General features: G+C 63.8%; 12 protein-coding genes and 1 tRNA gene. 11 read left to right on the top strand and 2 right to left on the bottom strand.

Features of this window, described 5'->3' with window-relative positions; translation table 11 throughout:
• Nucleotides 1-46 precede the first annotated feature (46 nt).
• Complete coding sequence (locus tag RCO31_RS16770) at nucleotides 47-202, top strand: hypothetical protein (RefSeq protein WP_308969565.1); 156 nt, start codon at nucleotides 47-49, stop codon at nucleotides 200-202.
• Nucleotides 203-328: 126 nt separating this feature from the next.
• Nucleotides 329-793 carry a CBS domain-containing protein gene (locus RCO31_RS16765; RefSeq protein WP_308969564.1) on the top strand — a complete coding sequence of 155 codons (465 nt, stop codon included), beginning with the start codon at nucleotides 329-331 and terminating at the stop codon, nucleotides 791-793.
• Between the two features lie 70 nt (nucleotides 794-863).
• Here the strand turns inward: RCO31_RS16765 and RCO31_RS16760 are convergent, their stop codons facing one another.
• Complete coding sequence (locus tag RCO31_RS16760) at nucleotides 864-1118, bottom strand: hypothetical protein (RefSeq protein WP_308969563.1); 255 nt, start codon at nucleotides 1116-1118, stop codon at nucleotides 864-866.
• A gap of 133 nt (nucleotides 1119-1251) precedes the next feature.
• Here RCO31_RS16760 and RCO31_RS16755 point away from each other — a divergent pair.
• The 8 genes from RCO31_RS16755 (at nucleotide 1252) to RCO31_RS16720 (ending at nucleotide 10995) form a co-directional block, all read left to right on the top strand.
• Nucleotides 1252-1344 (top strand) — tRNA-Glu (locus RCO31_RS16755).
• Between the two features lie 490 nt (nucleotides 1345-1834).
• Nucleotides 1835-3772, top strand: coding sequence for a PAS domain S-box protein (locus tag RCO31_RS16750; RefSeq protein WP_308969562.1), 1938 nt, complete (start codon nucleotides 1835-1837; stop codon nucleotides 3770-3772).
• A 152-nt stretch (nucleotides 3773-3924) separates the two neighbouring features.
• Nucleotides 3925-4599 carry a response regulator transcription factor gene (locus RCO31_RS16745; RefSeq protein ID WP_308969561.1) on the top strand — a complete coding sequence of 225 codons (675 nt, stop codon included), beginning with the start codon at nucleotides 3925-3927 and terminating at the stop codon, nucleotides 4597-4599.
• Nucleotides 4596-5972 (top strand): HAMP domain-containing sensor histidine kinase, encoded by a 1377-nt coding sequence (locus RCO31_RS16740; RefSeq protein WP_308969560.1) that lies wholly within the window; start codon nucleotides 4596-4598, stop codon nucleotides 5970-5972. The genes RCO31_RS16745 and RCO31_RS16740 overlap by 4 nt, the downstream gene beginning before the upstream one ends.
• A 206-nt stretch (nucleotides 5973-6178) precedes the next feature.
• Complete coding sequence (locus RCO31_RS16735) at nucleotides 6179-6766, top strand: SAM-dependent methyltransferase (RefSeq protein WP_308969559.1); 588 nt, start codon at nucleotides 6179-6181, stop codon at nucleotides 6764-6766.
• A gap of 259 nt (nucleotides 6767-7025) precedes the next feature.
• On the top strand, nucleotides 7026-8336 hold the full coding sequence (locus RCO31_RS16730; RefSeq protein WP_308969558.1) for a hypothetical protein: 1311 nt from the start codon (nucleotides 7026-7028) through the stop codon (nucleotides 8334-8336).
• A 19-nt stretch (nucleotides 8337-8355) separates the two neighbouring features.
• Nucleotides 8356-9405, top strand: coding sequence for a glycosyltransferase family 4 protein (locus RCO31_RS16725; RefSeq protein ID WP_308969557.1), 1050 nt, complete (start codon nucleotides 8356-8358; stop codon nucleotides 9403-9405).
• Between the two features lie 333 nt (nucleotides 9406-9738).
• Nucleotides 9739-10995, top strand: a complete 1257-nt coding sequence (locus RCO31_RS16720) for an O-antigen ligase domain-containing protein (RefSeq protein ID WP_308969556.1) — start codon at nucleotides 9739-9741, stop codon at nucleotides 10993-10995.
• A 9-nt stretch (nucleotides 10996-11004) separates the two neighbouring features.
• On the opposite strand, the gene RCO31_RS16715 is transcribed toward RCO31_RS16720, so the two are convergent.
• The gene (locus RCO31_RS16715) at nucleotides 11005-11829 is read right to left on the bottom strand and encodes a glycosyltransferase (RefSeq protein WP_308969555.1); all 825 of its coding nucleotides are present in this window, start codon (nucleotides 11827-11829) and stop codon (nucleotides 11005-11007) included.
• Nucleotides 11830-12154: 325 nt separating this feature from the next.
• Here RCO31_RS16715 and RCO31_RS16710 point away from each other — a divergent pair, with 325 nt between their 5' ends.
• Complete coding sequence (locus RCO31_RS16710) at nucleotides 12155-13525, top strand: TIGR03808 family TAT-translocated repetitive protein (protein WP_308969554.1); 1371 nt, start codon at nucleotides 12155-12157, stop codon at nucleotides 13523-13525.
• Nucleotides 13526-13528: the final 3 nt, after the last annotated feature.

The raw sequence follows: 13528 nt of genomic DNA, 5'->3' as shown, positions 1-13528 counted from the left end.
GGCTTCCGCGCTTGTCCCGCAAAGGCAGCCGAGGCTGCGAGGCCGCATGAAACAGCTGCATCGACCGGACGCCAGAATCGGCACAGGCGTGCTGCTTGGATTGGCAGTCATCCTGCTGACGCTCGCGCTCGGCTTCCATTTCACCGGGCCGGTCAATCAAATCCCCCGGACGGCGAATGCACCGGCGGTCACCGACCGCTAGCAAGCGCCTCGGAAATTAAATCCGGCGGTGGCGCCAATCGCTGAGGAACTAAAGGACGAACTTGTTCGTCGCTTTCGTGCGCATCCCTGCTGTGCGTGGTTCCACAATTTCAGAGGAGTGTTACCGATGCGGGTGAGCGAAGTGATGACGCGGCATGTCGAGGTCATCGATCCCGGCCAGCCGATCCAGAAAGCCGCACAGTGCATGTGCGACATGGACGTCGGTGCATTGCCGGTCGGCGAGAACGACCGGCTGGTCGGAATGATCACGGACCGGGATATTGCCGTGCGCGCCGTGGCGCTCGGGAAGAGCGCGGACACGCCGGTGCGTGAGGTCATGTCGTCGCAGGTCTGCTACTGCTTCGAGGACGAAGAGGTCGCCGCCGTCGCCGACAACATGGCGAACAAGCAGATTCGGCGGCTGCCGGTACTTAGCCGTGCGAAGCGAATGGTCGGCATCCTGACGCTCGGCGATCTCGCCGTGTCGGAGGAAGGCTCGCCGATGATGCAAAAGGTCGGACAGGCGCTGGCTGGAATTTCGCATCCGGGCGGCGCCCATTCGCAGACCGACGACCGGATCAACAGTCATTGATGACGGTCAGGGCGATTGGGGCGATGGCGCAGTCCGCGCTTAGAGCACGGCCGGTGCGAACCCGGCCGTGTCAATCCTTGGTATAGCCGCTGCGCAGCTCCACAAAGAACACCGCGAGCTGAAACGCGGCAAAGGCGGCGACCGCCAGCAACGCCATCAGCAAGGGGCCAGCGGCGAACATGGCCACCGGCAGATACTTGCCGTGCGTCCACTGTGCGCACAGAAAGCCCAGGGCCACGTACGCCAGCAGTCCGCCGGCAATCCAGAGGCTCAGGTTGGCCCGCTCATCGGCGCGGAGCTTCGGTTGTGGCACGATCTGCGGCATGGCGCGTCCGTTTCGTCGCCCTACCTCCACCATAACGCTGCCGGACCTTGCAAGAGCGTCGCCGATTTTGGGTTAATTTGCTGCATCCGTTTTACTGATCGTAAAGCTCGGCGCCTGTAGGTCTTAAGTCGACGGAGAGGTGGCAGAGCGGCTGATTGCACCGCGTTTTCGGATGCGGCATAGGCTCCACGTCTATCGAGGGTTCGAATCCCTTCCCTCTCCGCCACCCGCTCTTTCCAACTTTGCCCAAACGCCCCGCGCGCCCTGACGCTGCGCCCTCACCCATGCTTTTCGTTCGAAAAGCCGTCCCGCGTCGGCATTTGCTCCTGGTGAATCCTGTCGAGGGAAGACGGGTGATGCGCCGCTTGGGAAGCTCATCCTTAGCACGATCTCCGATTGCCTCCGTCCACCTGCCGATTTCCCGTGCAGCGTCTGTGCAACCGGCCCGTGCTGTCGTTATCAGCACTCGCTGCAGACAGCTGACGATGGTGCAGAAAATATTCTTCAATGCACGTAGCCAATGTGCACTCCTACACACTTCGCGCGCGGTTTTCGGGTTACTTAAAGGGGACCGCCGCGCAAGCGGAGGAATTCAGGCGAGAAGGTCGCGTTCGCACCTGGCAGGACGTGCACCTCCCCGCCGGTTCGACTATCCTTCAGGACCACTGTCGTCACATGGGTGGGACAGTGGACAGCACGAACGGTCGAGGACCAGCATGACACCACTCACGGAGGCCGCGGGCGAGCCGCCGTTCAGCAAGCTGCTCGACGACCCGATCCTTGTCACGGCCAGCGACGCACTGAATGTCCTGCCGGTCGCCGGCTACGTTTGCGCAGGTGACGGAGCGATCATCCATTACAATCGCCATGCTGCTGAACTGTGGGGTCGCGCGCCGACCCCGCGCGATCCCACGCAGCGCTTCTGCGGATCACTACGGCTGTACCGTTCGGACGGTATCCTCTTGCCTCATTCGGAATACCCGGTGGCAGAGACATTGCGGAGCGGAAATTCCGTGCGCGGTCGGGAGCTGCTGATCGAGCGGCCGGACGGGTCCCGCATTCTCGCTTCTTTGGATATCGACGCCCTCAGGGACAGTGCTGGAGAGATCGTCGGCGCGATCACCTGCATGCGGACGATGGGTGTCGCAAGCAACGTCCAGGCCCGCGCGGATCACGATACCAACGCCGCTCTCGATCGCGAACGACAGTCGGAAGCGCGGTCGAGGCCCGCGGCACGCGCCAAGCCTATTCTTTTCACAAGCGTTGGAGCGCCTGCAACATCACACGCTGGCGAACCGTCAGCGGCGGATCTGCTCGAAGCGCTGCCGGCCGCCATCTACATGACCGATGCCGACGGACGCATCACCATGTTCAACAAGGCCGCGGTCGAGCTTTCAGGCCGTGTGCCCGAGATCGGCGTCGATACATGGTGTGTCACCTGGAAGCTGTACTGGCCGGACGGCACACCGCTGCCGCACGACCAGTGTCCGATGGCGCTGGCGCTGAAAGAGCGGCGGCCGATCAGAGGCATCGAGGCAGTGGCGGAGCGGCCGGACGGCACGCGAGTGCCCTTCATGCCCTTCCCGTCACCGATATTCGACGCTTCGGGTCGCTTGGTGGGCGCGATCAACATGCTGGTCGACCTCACCGAGATCAAGCACGACCAGGAGGCCGCGGCGCGGCTGGCTGCCATCGTCGAGAGCTCCAACGATGCCATCGTCAGCAAGAACCTCAAGGGTATCATTTCCAGCTGGAATCGCGGCGCCGAGCGGCTTTTCGGCTATAGCGCTGAAGAGGTGATCGGACGGCCGATCAACATCCTCATCCCCGAGGACCGGAGCGATGAAGAGCCCGCGATCATCGAGCGCATCTCGCGCGGCGAGCGCGTCGAGATCTATGAAACGATCCGTCGGCGCAAGGACGGCAGCCTCGTCCACGTATCGTTGAGCGTGTCGCCGGTCAGGGACGCCACCGGCCGGGTGACCGGTGCATCCAAGATCGCCAGGGATATGACCGAATACCGGCTCGCCGAGCAGCAGAAGGAGCTGCTGCTGCGAGAGATGAACCATCGCGTGAAAAACATGTTCACGCTCACCAGTGGCATGGTCTCCCTCAGCAAGCGATCAGCCCGAACGCCGGAGGACCTGGCCATCGCGGTCCAGGGGCGGCTGCAAGCGCTGGCGAGCGCCCACGATCTCACGCTGCCTGACCTTTCCGGGCAAAGTCCGGCGTCCCACCGGGCGACGACGCTTGGCGTTCTCCTGCGCGCTATTGTCGCGCCACACCTCGATGGCGCGGAGGACGCAGATCGCGTCACGGCCGCGGGGCCCGATGTGCAACTCGGCGGGCGCGCGGCGAGGAGCCTTGCACTTGTGCTGCACGAACTTGCAACCAACGCGGCCAAATACGGTGCCCTGTCCTCTTCAGCCGGCCGTATCCGTGTCGACTGGTCCGTTCAGCCCGAGGGACTGCGGCTGACCTGGACGGAGCAAGGCGGCCCGCCACTCGCCGGCGCGCCGGCAAGCGAGGGGTTCGGCAGCCTGCTCGCCCGGCAAACGGTCAAGGACCAGTTTGGCGGCAGCATCACCCACGTTTGGAATCCCGGCGGCTTGACCGTCGACGTCATCATGCTCCCGGACCGCCTGACCGAGTGAGGCTGGGCTTGCGCTGGTCGGAATTGGAGGCTTTCTGCTAAATTCCGACCGGCCGTCACGGCATCGTGGTTGGCCGCTCCAGGCACGCTCCGCAATGCAGCCGCAATGTACGGTCTCTAAGGATCGGCATTGATCATCATTGAGTGGGCTGCATGCGTATCCTGCTGGTGGAGGATGAACCGGAGATGGCCGGGGCCTTGTCCGGGGCCTTGAAGGGCTACGACATGGTCGTGGACCATGTGCTGACGCTCGCCCAGGCCGAAGAAGCGATTTCAGCGGATGTTCACCGGGCCGTGCTGCTCGACCGTCAGTTGCCGGATGGTGACGGCCTCGGCCTCATTCCAAAGCTTCGGGCGAGAGCCGACGGCATTCCGATCATCGTCCTGACGGCACGCGGCGAACTGGCCGATCGGATCGCCGGGCTCGACCACGGCGCGGACGATTATCTTGCGAAACCCTTCGCCGTCGAGGAATTGCTGGCGCGATTGCGCGCCGTCCTGCGTCGGCCCGCCGGCTTGCAGTGCGACCTGCTGCGGGTCGGCCGCCTCGCCTTCGATTGCGCCCACCGCGAGGCCAGCGTCGAAGGACGGACGCTGGAGCTGCCGCGTCGCGAGCTGCTCGTGCTGGAGACGCTACTGCGGCGCATGGGGCGCACGGTGCTGCGATCGTCGCTTGAAGAAGCAGTCTACAATTTCGACGACGAGATCCAGTCGAACGCGCTGGATACGCACGTGTCCCGGCTTCGGCGCAAGCTTGCCGAGGTGCAGGCCGGCGTTGAAATTCATGGCATCCGCGGCGTCGGATATCTGTTGAAACAGGCACAATGACATCACCACACGCGCCGTGTCTCGGGACCGGACTCGTCCGGCGGCTGGTGCCGCTGCAGGCAGCGATGTTCGCTGCGCTCGCGCTGCTGGTCGTCGGCACGCTGTGGGCCACCGGTTGCCTGCTCGCCGAGCGCGACGAAGACCAGGCGATCGACGTGCTGCAACAGGCCATCGAGCGCAGCCCCGCCGGCGGACTTGCGTTGCGTGCGACGCCGGAGCTTGCCGCGTTGCGAGCGGAGGCGCCGGACCTCTGGTTCGTGATCAGGGACGCGCAGGGACACACCCTGTCGGAAGGTACGGTCCCACAGGAGTTCGCGCGGATCGGCGACGCCCTCGATCAGGTCAGCCAGGCGCGGCTCGGCTGGCAGCTTCTGCACGACGACCCGCGCAAACCTGCTGCACGGCTCAAACGGGTCGAAAGCGCCGCGGGCGACGTCCAGATCATGACCGCAACACAAGGCAGCATGTCAGCCAGCAAAGCGGTGCGGGCGACATCAACGCTGTTCCTGAGCTTCGTTCTTCCAAGCGTTCTGCTGATGACCCTCGCCACCTTGATCGCCACACCGATCGTCGTCCATCGCGTGCTGGCCGGGCTCGACGATGCGGCCGATCAGGCGCGGCAGATCGACTTCGGCAAGCGCGGCACGCGCCTGCCGGTGGCGAGCGTCCCGACCGAGATCACGCCACTCGTCACCGCGGTCAACGACGCGCTGGCTCGGCTCGACGAGGGCTATTCCCGCCACCAGCGGTTCGTCGCCAATGCCGCGCATGAACTGCGCACGCCGATTGCGATCCTGAACACGCGGCTTGAAGCGCTGCCGCAGAGTGCAGAAAAGATCCGCCTGCTCGAAGATGTCGGCCGGCTGGCGATTCTGGCCGAACAGTTGCTCGACATTCAGCGCCTCGATCAGAGCAGTCCCCGCTTCGACCGCGTCGATCTCGTCGCGATCGGGCGCCGCGTCGCCGCCGATCTTGCGCCGATCGCGATTGCCGCCGGCTATGACATATCGTTCGAGCCTGAGACCGCGCGTGTCGACGTGTTTGGCGATCAGGCATCGCTCGAACGCGCCCTTACCAATCTGGTGCAGAACGCAATCCAGCATGGCGACCGCCACGGCACCATCAGCATCCGCGTCAGCGCGTCCGGCAGCATCGACGTCAGCGATCAGGGCGGCGGCATTCCACCGGACCAGCGCAAGCAGATCTTCGAGCCGTTCTATCGCTTGCGTCCGCGTGATCACGGCGCCGGGCTTGGCCTCAACCTGGTCCGCGAGATCGTCCGTCTGCATCGCGGCGAGGTGGCCGCGCTCGACGGACCACATGGCGGCGCCCGCCTGCGGATGAGCTTCCCGCCATTGTCGCCGGCACAGTAGCGATCACCGGCACAGTAGCCGCCGCGCACAGAGCTGTCGCGGGCGCGCGACCTCGCTTGCAACGTGATCGTGACTACGAATTTCCGCCAGACGCAGCCGCGCGCAATGTTGTCGTAATGCACGACAGCGACGTTTGCACGCCACGCGTCAGACGTGAGTCTGAATCGAGAGGCATCTCGCTCGCATCAGATGACGTCGGAGCCGACATGTCGCAGGACCTGCTCTCTTTCTTTCGCGCCTGGATGTCGGAGCCCGGCCGTGTTGGAGCGATTGCGCCGTCCGGCATCGCGCTGGCGGAATTGATCACCCGCGAGATCACCGCATCGACCGGACCCATCATCGAGCTCGGGCCCGGCACCGGCGCCTTCACCACCAAGCTTCTGCAGCGCGGCGTTCCGCAGGAAGATCTCACCTTGATCGAATACGGCTCCGATTTCACGCGGCTGCTGCAAATGCGTTTTCCTGGCGCCCGCGTGCTCTGGATGGATGCCGGACGGCTGGCCGGCAGCCGGCTGTTCGAGGGGGCGCCGGTCGGCGCGGTGATCAGCGGCCTGCCGCTTCTGAACATGTCGACGCGCAAGATCGTCGCCATTCTCAGCGGCGCCTTCAGCTACATGCGGCCCGGTGCAGCCTTCTATCAGTTCACCTACGGCATGCGATGCCCGGTGCCCCGGCCGGTTCTCGACAGGCTCGGGCTGAAGGCGACGCTGCTCGACCGCGCCCTGCTCAATGTGCCGCCGGCGGCTGTCTATCGCCTGACCAGGCGGGCGCCGGGCAGGTTCGCGCACCTTTGACGGCCGATCGCCGGTTCGTGTGTGATCTTTATCGTTCCGCCACTCACCATTTTAACCCTGGTGGCAAGTTGAATTGCGCTGCTAACACCCGGTTGTTCAATCTCAGTTCGGGAACGCCGCCAGACGTTGCACTTCAGCAATAAACGCGCCGACGATGTGAACGCGATCTTGTCCGCGCAGGACACGGAGCCGCTCTGAACGTTCGCATGAGGCCAGTCCGCGCGGCCGCCATGCCGGAGTTCTTTAAGCTATTGAAACTATGATCGACCGCCTATTTGGCTCGATGAAGGGCGTGTCGTTGTCAATTCCAGGCGGGAAGTTCAGGCAGACGTTCGGTCAACTGACACTATTTGGCCTGCGCGCCGGCATGACCGGCTCGAAGTTCCTGCTGGCGATCTACACCGCGCGCTATCTCTCCCTGTCCGACCTCGGCATTTACGGACTGCTGGTGGGCAGCACCATCATTGTCCCGGCCGTCGCCGGACTTGGCCTCACCGACTGGATCGTACGGCGGATCGTGGAGCTGCCGCTGGCCCAGGCGCTGCCACTGGTCGCGAGCCGTTCGGCACTTACCCTCCTGATCCACCTCATCGGCCAACCTTTGGTGCTGCTCGGCTTCATTCTCGCCGGGCGACCGATACCGCTGACGCTTGCGCTGCTATGCGGCGCGATCCTCCTGATGGAAACGCTGGCGACAGAGATCAGCGACGTGCTGATCGCACGCCGGCGCATTTTTCTGGCCAACTGGTTGAACTTTCTGCGCCAGGGGCTTTGGCCGCTGCCGGTGATCGCGCTGGGGCTGCTCGTCCCGGAAACGCGCAGCCTGAACATGCTGCTGGCCTTCTGGTGCGCCGCGCTCGTCCTGACGTGTCTCATCCTCGTCTGTCTGCTGCTGCGACAAGGCCGCTGGCGCTACGTGCAGTTGCAAGGACACATGCTGCTTGGCGCGCTGCGCGGCAGCTTCCTGCTCTACATCAGAGACATCAGCGGCACTGTCAGCGCCTTCGCCGATCGCTTCCTGATCTCGCTGTTCCTGGGACTCGAGCTCTCAGGCGTCTACTCGTTGTTCTGGTCCATCGCCAATGTCGTGCATTCGCTCGTCGTTTTCAGCGTGGTGCAGACGCGCATCGCATCGCTGATCACCGCCGCCAAGGAGCGCACCGGCGCGGAATTCCGCGCGCTGGAGCGGCAACTGCAGATCACGGCCTCCGGCTGGGCGGTGCTGTTCGCCGGCGGCGTCGCGGCGCTGACGCCGTTTCTCGTGAGCTTTCTCGATCGGCCGCTGATGAACGACTATCTGCCGGTGTTCTGGCTGATCCTGCTGGCGACGCTGGTGCGCATCGCCGCCGACAGCTACGGCTTCGCCATCTATGCGTTCCATCGCGACCGCGCCATCGCAGTGATTGCGGTCTGCGGCGCACTGACGTCGGCGGCGCTCAATCTCGTGCTGACGCCGCTCGCGGGATTATGGGGATCCGCGCTCGCCTACATCCTGACGTCGTCGGCTTTGCTGACGGCGAGATTCCTGGTGAGCCGGGCGGCGGCGAGAGACCTGACTTCACATTCATGATTTTCATGACGGAATGATTATGCGGATTCTGATTTGCTCCTACGACTTCTACCCGCGCATCGGCGGCACCGAGACCGCCGGCCTGACGCTCGCCACCGGGCTCGCCGAGCGCGGTTATGACATCACCGTTGTGACCGTGAGCCCGGCGACGGACGAGGACACTGCGACCTTTCCTTTTCGCATCGTCCGCAACCCAGGCCCACTCGAGCTGCTGAGGTTGTTCAAGGCTGCCAATCTTGTCTGGCACAATCAGGTCAGCCTCCGCCTGCTCTGGCCGATCCTCCTGGTGCGCAGGCCGCTTGTGCTCGTGCATCACTCTCCGCTTGCGACCGATACAGGGCCAGGTCCGCGCTTCAGCGCGCTCAAGCGTATGGCTTGCATGCTTGGACACAACGCCTTTGTCAGCGAGGCGTATCGCGAAGCCGCCGATCTTCCGGGCCGGGTCATCTACAACACCTATGACGAGGCGACCTTCCATGCGTGGCCCGATGTCGTGCGGGATCGCGACGTCGTGTTTCTCGGACGACTAGTGCGGGAGAAAGGCGCCGACATCCTGATCGACGCGTTGGCGTCGCTCGCGGCGGAGGGAACGCCGCTCAGTGCGACCATCATCGGCTCGGGACCGGAGGAGCAGGCGCTCAAGACGCAGGCTTCAGCACATGGCCTTGCTGAGCTAGTCGAATTCACAGGCGCGCTGCGCGGCGAAACCCTGGCGCGCACGCTCGCGCGCCATCGCCTGATGGCAATGCCCTCGCGCTGGTTCGAAGGCCTGCCGATTTCCGCCGTCGAGGCGCTCGCCTGCGGCTGCGTCGTGGTTGGAGCCGATAGCGGCGGCCTGCCAGAGGCCATCGGCCCCTGCGGAATGGTTGTTGCCAAGGACTCGGCGCCGGCGCTTGCGGCAGCTCTGACACGGCTGACCACGGATGCCACGCTCTATGAAAGCTGCAAGGCGCAAATTCCGCAGCACCTGAAGCTCTTCAGCAAGTCGGCACTGATGGACAATTGCGAGCGGTTGATCCGTGAGGCAACTCTGTCAAAAAGCGCAATCGGAGGTCAGGTGAACGAGTAGTTCAGGATCAACCTGACGTTGGCAAAGCCACTCCTCGTGCATTGCCAAGATCGGTCGTGCCCGGAAGCTTGCTGACTTCGCCCGCCGCTCGTTTAGCGACGCGGGCACGATCGCTGCAAATCTTGTGGAATTGTAGCCATGTTGCCGCCGATCGTCGATGCGAACGGCAATCCGCGCCGGACCTTAGCGATCCTTTAACCATATGTTTTCACTATTGCGAGGCGTCGGAGTTCGCCTTTCATCGGAGGGCAAACGTCGGTCATTCCTCGCCTGACGCGTGCAATCTCGAACGATCGACACGGCGCACGGGCTGCGCGTCGATAAGGCTGACGAATGACCTATCTTGCCGGCACTGACCGCACGGACCTGCAGTCTCCGCATGTGACGCAAGGAATTGCGGCCTTGCAGCGCAAGTTCTTCTGGCTGATCGGGGCGGCCGGCGCCATCGTCTTCATCGAACCGAGCCCGTTCGAGCTCGCGATGATCATGGCGTTCATCGTCATGATCGTCACCGGCCTGCGGCTGCCCCGCGCGGCATTTCCTCTGATCGTGCTGCTGGTCGGCCTCAATATCGGCTATTCGGTCAGTGCGATCCAGGTGATGGAGAAGCCGGAGGTGATCTACTGGATCCTCACCTCCTGGTACATGGCGCTCGCCTGTACGTTCTTTGCGCTCACGCTCGTCGACGACACCGCCGGGCGGCTCGACGCACTCAGCCGCGGCTACCTGTTCGGCGCGCTGATCGCCGCGGTCGCAGCCATTGTCGGCTACTTTCATCTGATCCCCGGCACGGAGGAGCTTCTCACCTACGCCGGACGCGCCAAGGGCACCTTCAAGGATCCCAACGTGCTCGGCGCGTTCCTGGTTTATCCCGCGGTCTATTGCGTCCAGCGCATCGTCGACAGCTCGTTCTGGCCCGCCTTTCGCAGCGCCTGCGCGCTATTGATCCTGTCGCTGGCGAACTTCCTCGCCTTCTCGCGCGGAGCCTGGGCCGTGTTCGTCGGATCGGCGATGCTGGCCGTCATCCTGATGTACATCACGGCTCCGACCAATCGCCAGCGCGTGCGCATCATTCTGCTTGCGTCGCTCAGCATTGCGCTCGGCGTCATAGCCATCATCGCGCTGTTGTCGTCCGATCAGGTCGCATCATTGTTCGAAGAGCGCGCGAGCCTCACTCAATCCTACGACGTGGGTCGGTTCGGCCGTTTCGGCCGTCACCTGCTGGGCGCAGAGATGGCGCTGGATTATCCCTTCGGCATTGGCCCGCTGCAGTTCGCGCGCTTCTTCACTGAACATACCCACAACTCGTTCCTGAACGCCTTCATGTCGGGCGGATGGCTGAGCGGCCTGATCTACCTGATCCTGATCGCCACGACACTCCTCCTGGGCACGCGAGCCGTCCTGCAGCCGACACCGTGGCGCAACCTCTACATCATTGTCTTCTCGACCTTCGTCGTGACAACGTTCGAGAGTTTCATCATCGACGTGGATCACTGGCGCCATTACTACATGCTGCTGGGGCTCGTCTGGGGCATCTCGATCGCCAGCGCACGCTATACGATGCGGCGCCGCGCAGGCCTCGCGCCGTGAAGGAATGCCCTACCGCGGTAACGGAAGCTCGTTCGCGCTTCCGCGCGCGGCCCGGGCCGCCTCGCCCGCCTGCATGATGCGCGGCGGCGCGATCATCGCCGCGAACGACCGGGCGATACCGGCCCAGGCACGCCACTGAGAGATCTCGAAGTATTTCAGCTGCACGAGCATCCGCTCGTAGACCTGGCGCCGGCGCAGCCGGTGCGACTGGCCGCGCGAGGAGATGCGGTAGTGCACCAGACACTCGGGAATGTTGGCGAGCTTGTAATGCGTGCCGATCCGGCGCATCAGTTCGTAGTCCTCCGCGGCCTTGTAATCCAGCGAGTACAATCCAACCTTGCGCAGCGCGTCCGTCCGGATCATCGCGCTCGCATGGTTGACGCCCATGTTGAAGAACATGATGTCACGAACGTCGTCCGGCGCGGCGGGCCGCTTGAAGATCCTGATCGTCTCGCCGGTCACTTCGTGAAACTCGCGCATATACGAGCCGCATGCGCCGACGTCGGGGTGGGCGTCAAGAAAGGCCGCCTGCTTCTCAAGCCGACCGGGCGCGGAGATATCGTCGGCATCGAGAATGGCGACGTATTTGAAGTCCGATTGCAGGATCAGCTCGAGCGCTGCGTTGCGGGCCGCAGCCGGCCCGCTGTTCTGCTCCATGCGGATGAAGACGATGCGGTCCGAGAGACCGTGAAGGACCTCGTTCGCCAGCACGCGGCTGCAATCGTCGACCACATAGACCACGCAGTCGACCTTCGCCGACAGCACGCTCTCCACGGCCTCGCGGATCGTCGCCTCGGCGTTATATGCGGCCACCACAACGGCGACGTCGGGCATTAACCTGCTCTTTCCACTTGCGGGTGGAACGTAAGTCGCAACGACGGCCGCCGTGGTCAAGCGCGCCTGCGCAGCCCGGTGCGAACAGCCTAAGCTTTGATGCGTATCGTTAGCTTTAACCTAATCCCTCATGGCTAATTCCACCCCAATCCGGAACAGATGCTTCATTCGCCGGATGACGATTTGGTGCATGATGAAATCAGGTTTGTAGGGTCGATGAGCACCGTTCGGCGTCGTCGCAAATGCTGCTGCGGAGTACTGGATGTCCGCCTTGCAGGCATGACGGCAAACTTGAACTCATCATGCTTTAGCCAAAGGTAGACCCATGGATGTGAGCCGCCGTCACCTCTTGAACACGTCAGCCACTGCGCTCGCCGCGGGTGCTGCCGGCGCTGTTGCAACGCCGGCCAGCGCCGCGCCGCTGATGTCGGCACTTGGACGCGATGCGACCCAGCTTGGTGTCCGGCCCGGCAGCCCTGACGATCAGACGCGCGCTCTGCAACGCGCAGTCGACGATACGGCAAGAACGGGCACACCGCTCGCGCTGCCGCCCGGCGTCTACCGCACACGGGCCCTGCGCTTGCCGGCGAATGCACATCTCGTCGGCGTGCGCGGTGCCACACGGCTGGAGTTTGCCGGCGGCGGGCCGTCGCTGCTCACAAGCGAAGGCGCATCGAACGTTTCGCTCACGGCCTTGACGCTGGACGGCAGCCTGATCGGTCTGCCGAGCCGTCGCGGCCTGTTCCACTGCGAGAACGGTCGTGAGGTGCGCGTCGTCGACTGCGAATTCATCGACAGCGGCGCCAATGCGATCTGGTTCGATCAGGTTTCCGGTGAGGTGCGCAACAACATCTTCCGCAACACCGCGACCACCGCCTTCACCTCGTTCGACGCGCAGGGTCTGCTGGTTGCGCAAAACACCATCCTCGGCACGCGCAGCAACGGCATCGAGATCATCCGCCACCAGATGGGCGACGATGGCACGCTTGTCATCGACAACCGCCTCGAGGACATCGTCGCGGGGCCCGGCGGCTCCGGTCAGTATGGCAACGCCATCAACGCGTATCGGGCGGCGAACGTGATCGTGCGCGGCAATCGCATCCGCAACTGCGACTTCTCGGCCATCCGCGGCAATTCCGCCTCCAATATCCAGATCGTCGGCAACAGCGTTACCGACGTGCGCGAGGTTGCGCTTTATTCGGAGTTCGGCTTCGAGGGCGCGATCATCGCCAACAACGTGGTTGATATGTGCGCGATCGGCGCGGTCGCCGCCAATTTCAACGAAGGCGGCCGCATCGCCGTCGTGCAGGGCAATATCCTGCGCAACGTCTTCAACCGGCGCAAGAACCCGGCGCCGGACGACCGCTCAGGCATCGCCATCTCCGTCGAGGCGGATGTCTCGGTCACCGGCAATGTGATCGAGAACGCCGAAAGCTTCGGCATCTATGCCGGCTGGGGTCGCTATCTGCGCGACGTCGCGATCACCGGCAATGTTATCCGCACGGCCGACGTCGGCATCGCTTTATCGGTCGCGCCCGGCGCCGGGCCGGCGCTGGTGCACAGCAACATCATCGATAACGTCAAGACCGGCGGCGTGATCGGCTTCGATCATTACACGCGGGTGACGGGCGAGCTGACACCTGATGTCGCCGCGAAGCACCCGCAGCTGTCGATCGGCTCGAACCTCATTCGCTAGACG

This window comes from Bradyrhizobium sp. LHD-71, assembly GCF_031157255.1.
GTDB lineage: Bacteria > Pseudomonadota > Alphaproteobacteria > Rhizobiales > Xanthobacteraceae > P52-10.
Note: the sequence above shows the minus strand (reverse complement) of the source record. Positions and strands in the feature narration are given on the sequence as shown.

Excerpts from the sequence above, each read along its gene's own strand:
- RCO31_RS16750 (WP_308969562.1), top strand. The coding sequence starts at position 1,835 with ATGACACCACTCACGGAGGCCGCGGGCGAGCCGCCGTTCAGCAAGCTG.
- RCO31_RS16735 (WP_308969559.1), top strand. The coding sequence starts at position 6,179 with ATGTCGCAGGACCTGCTCTCTTTCTTTCGCGCCTGGATGTCGGAGCCC.
- RCO31_RS16760 (WP_308969563.1), bottom strand. The coding sequence starts at position 1,118 with ATGCCGCAGATCGTGCCACAACCGAAGCTCCGCGCCGATGAGCGGGCC.
- RCO31_RS16720 (WP_308969556.1), top strand. The coding sequence starts at position 9,739 with ATGACCTATCTTGCCGGCACTGACCGCACGGACCTGCAGTCTCCGCAT.
- RCO31_RS16765 (WP_308969564.1), top strand. The coding sequence starts at position 329 with ATGCGGGTGAGCGAAGTGATGACGCGGCATGTCGAGGTCATCGATCCC.
- RCO31_RS16770 (WP_308969565.1), top strand. The coding sequence starts at position 47 with ATGAAACAGCTGCATCGACCGGACGCCAGAATCGGCACAGGCGTGCTG.
- RCO31_RS16730 (WP_308969558.1), top strand. The coding sequence starts at position 7,026 with ATGATCGACCGCCTATTTGGCTCGATGAAGGGCGTGTCGTTGTCAATT.
- RCO31_RS16725 (WP_308969557.1), top strand. The coding sequence starts at position 8,356 with ATGCGGATTCTGATTTGCTCCTACGACTTCTACCCGCGCATCGGCGGC.
- RCO31_RS16745 (WP_308969561.1), top strand. The coding sequence starts at position 3,925 with ATGCGTATCCTGCTGGTGGAGGATGAACCGGAGATGGCCGGGGCCTTG.
- RCO31_RS16710 (WP_308969554.1), top strand. The coding sequence starts at position 12,155 with ATGGATGTGAGCCGCCGTCACCTCTTGAACACGTCAGCCACTGCGCTC.
- RCO31_RS16715 (WP_308969555.1), bottom strand. The coding sequence starts at position 11,829 with ATGCCCGACGTCGCCGTTGTGGTGGCCGCATATAACGCCGAGGCGACG.
- RCO31_RS16740 (WP_308969560.1), top strand. The coding sequence starts at position 4,596 with ATGACATCACCACACGCGCCGTGTCTCGGGACCGGACTCGTCCGGCGG.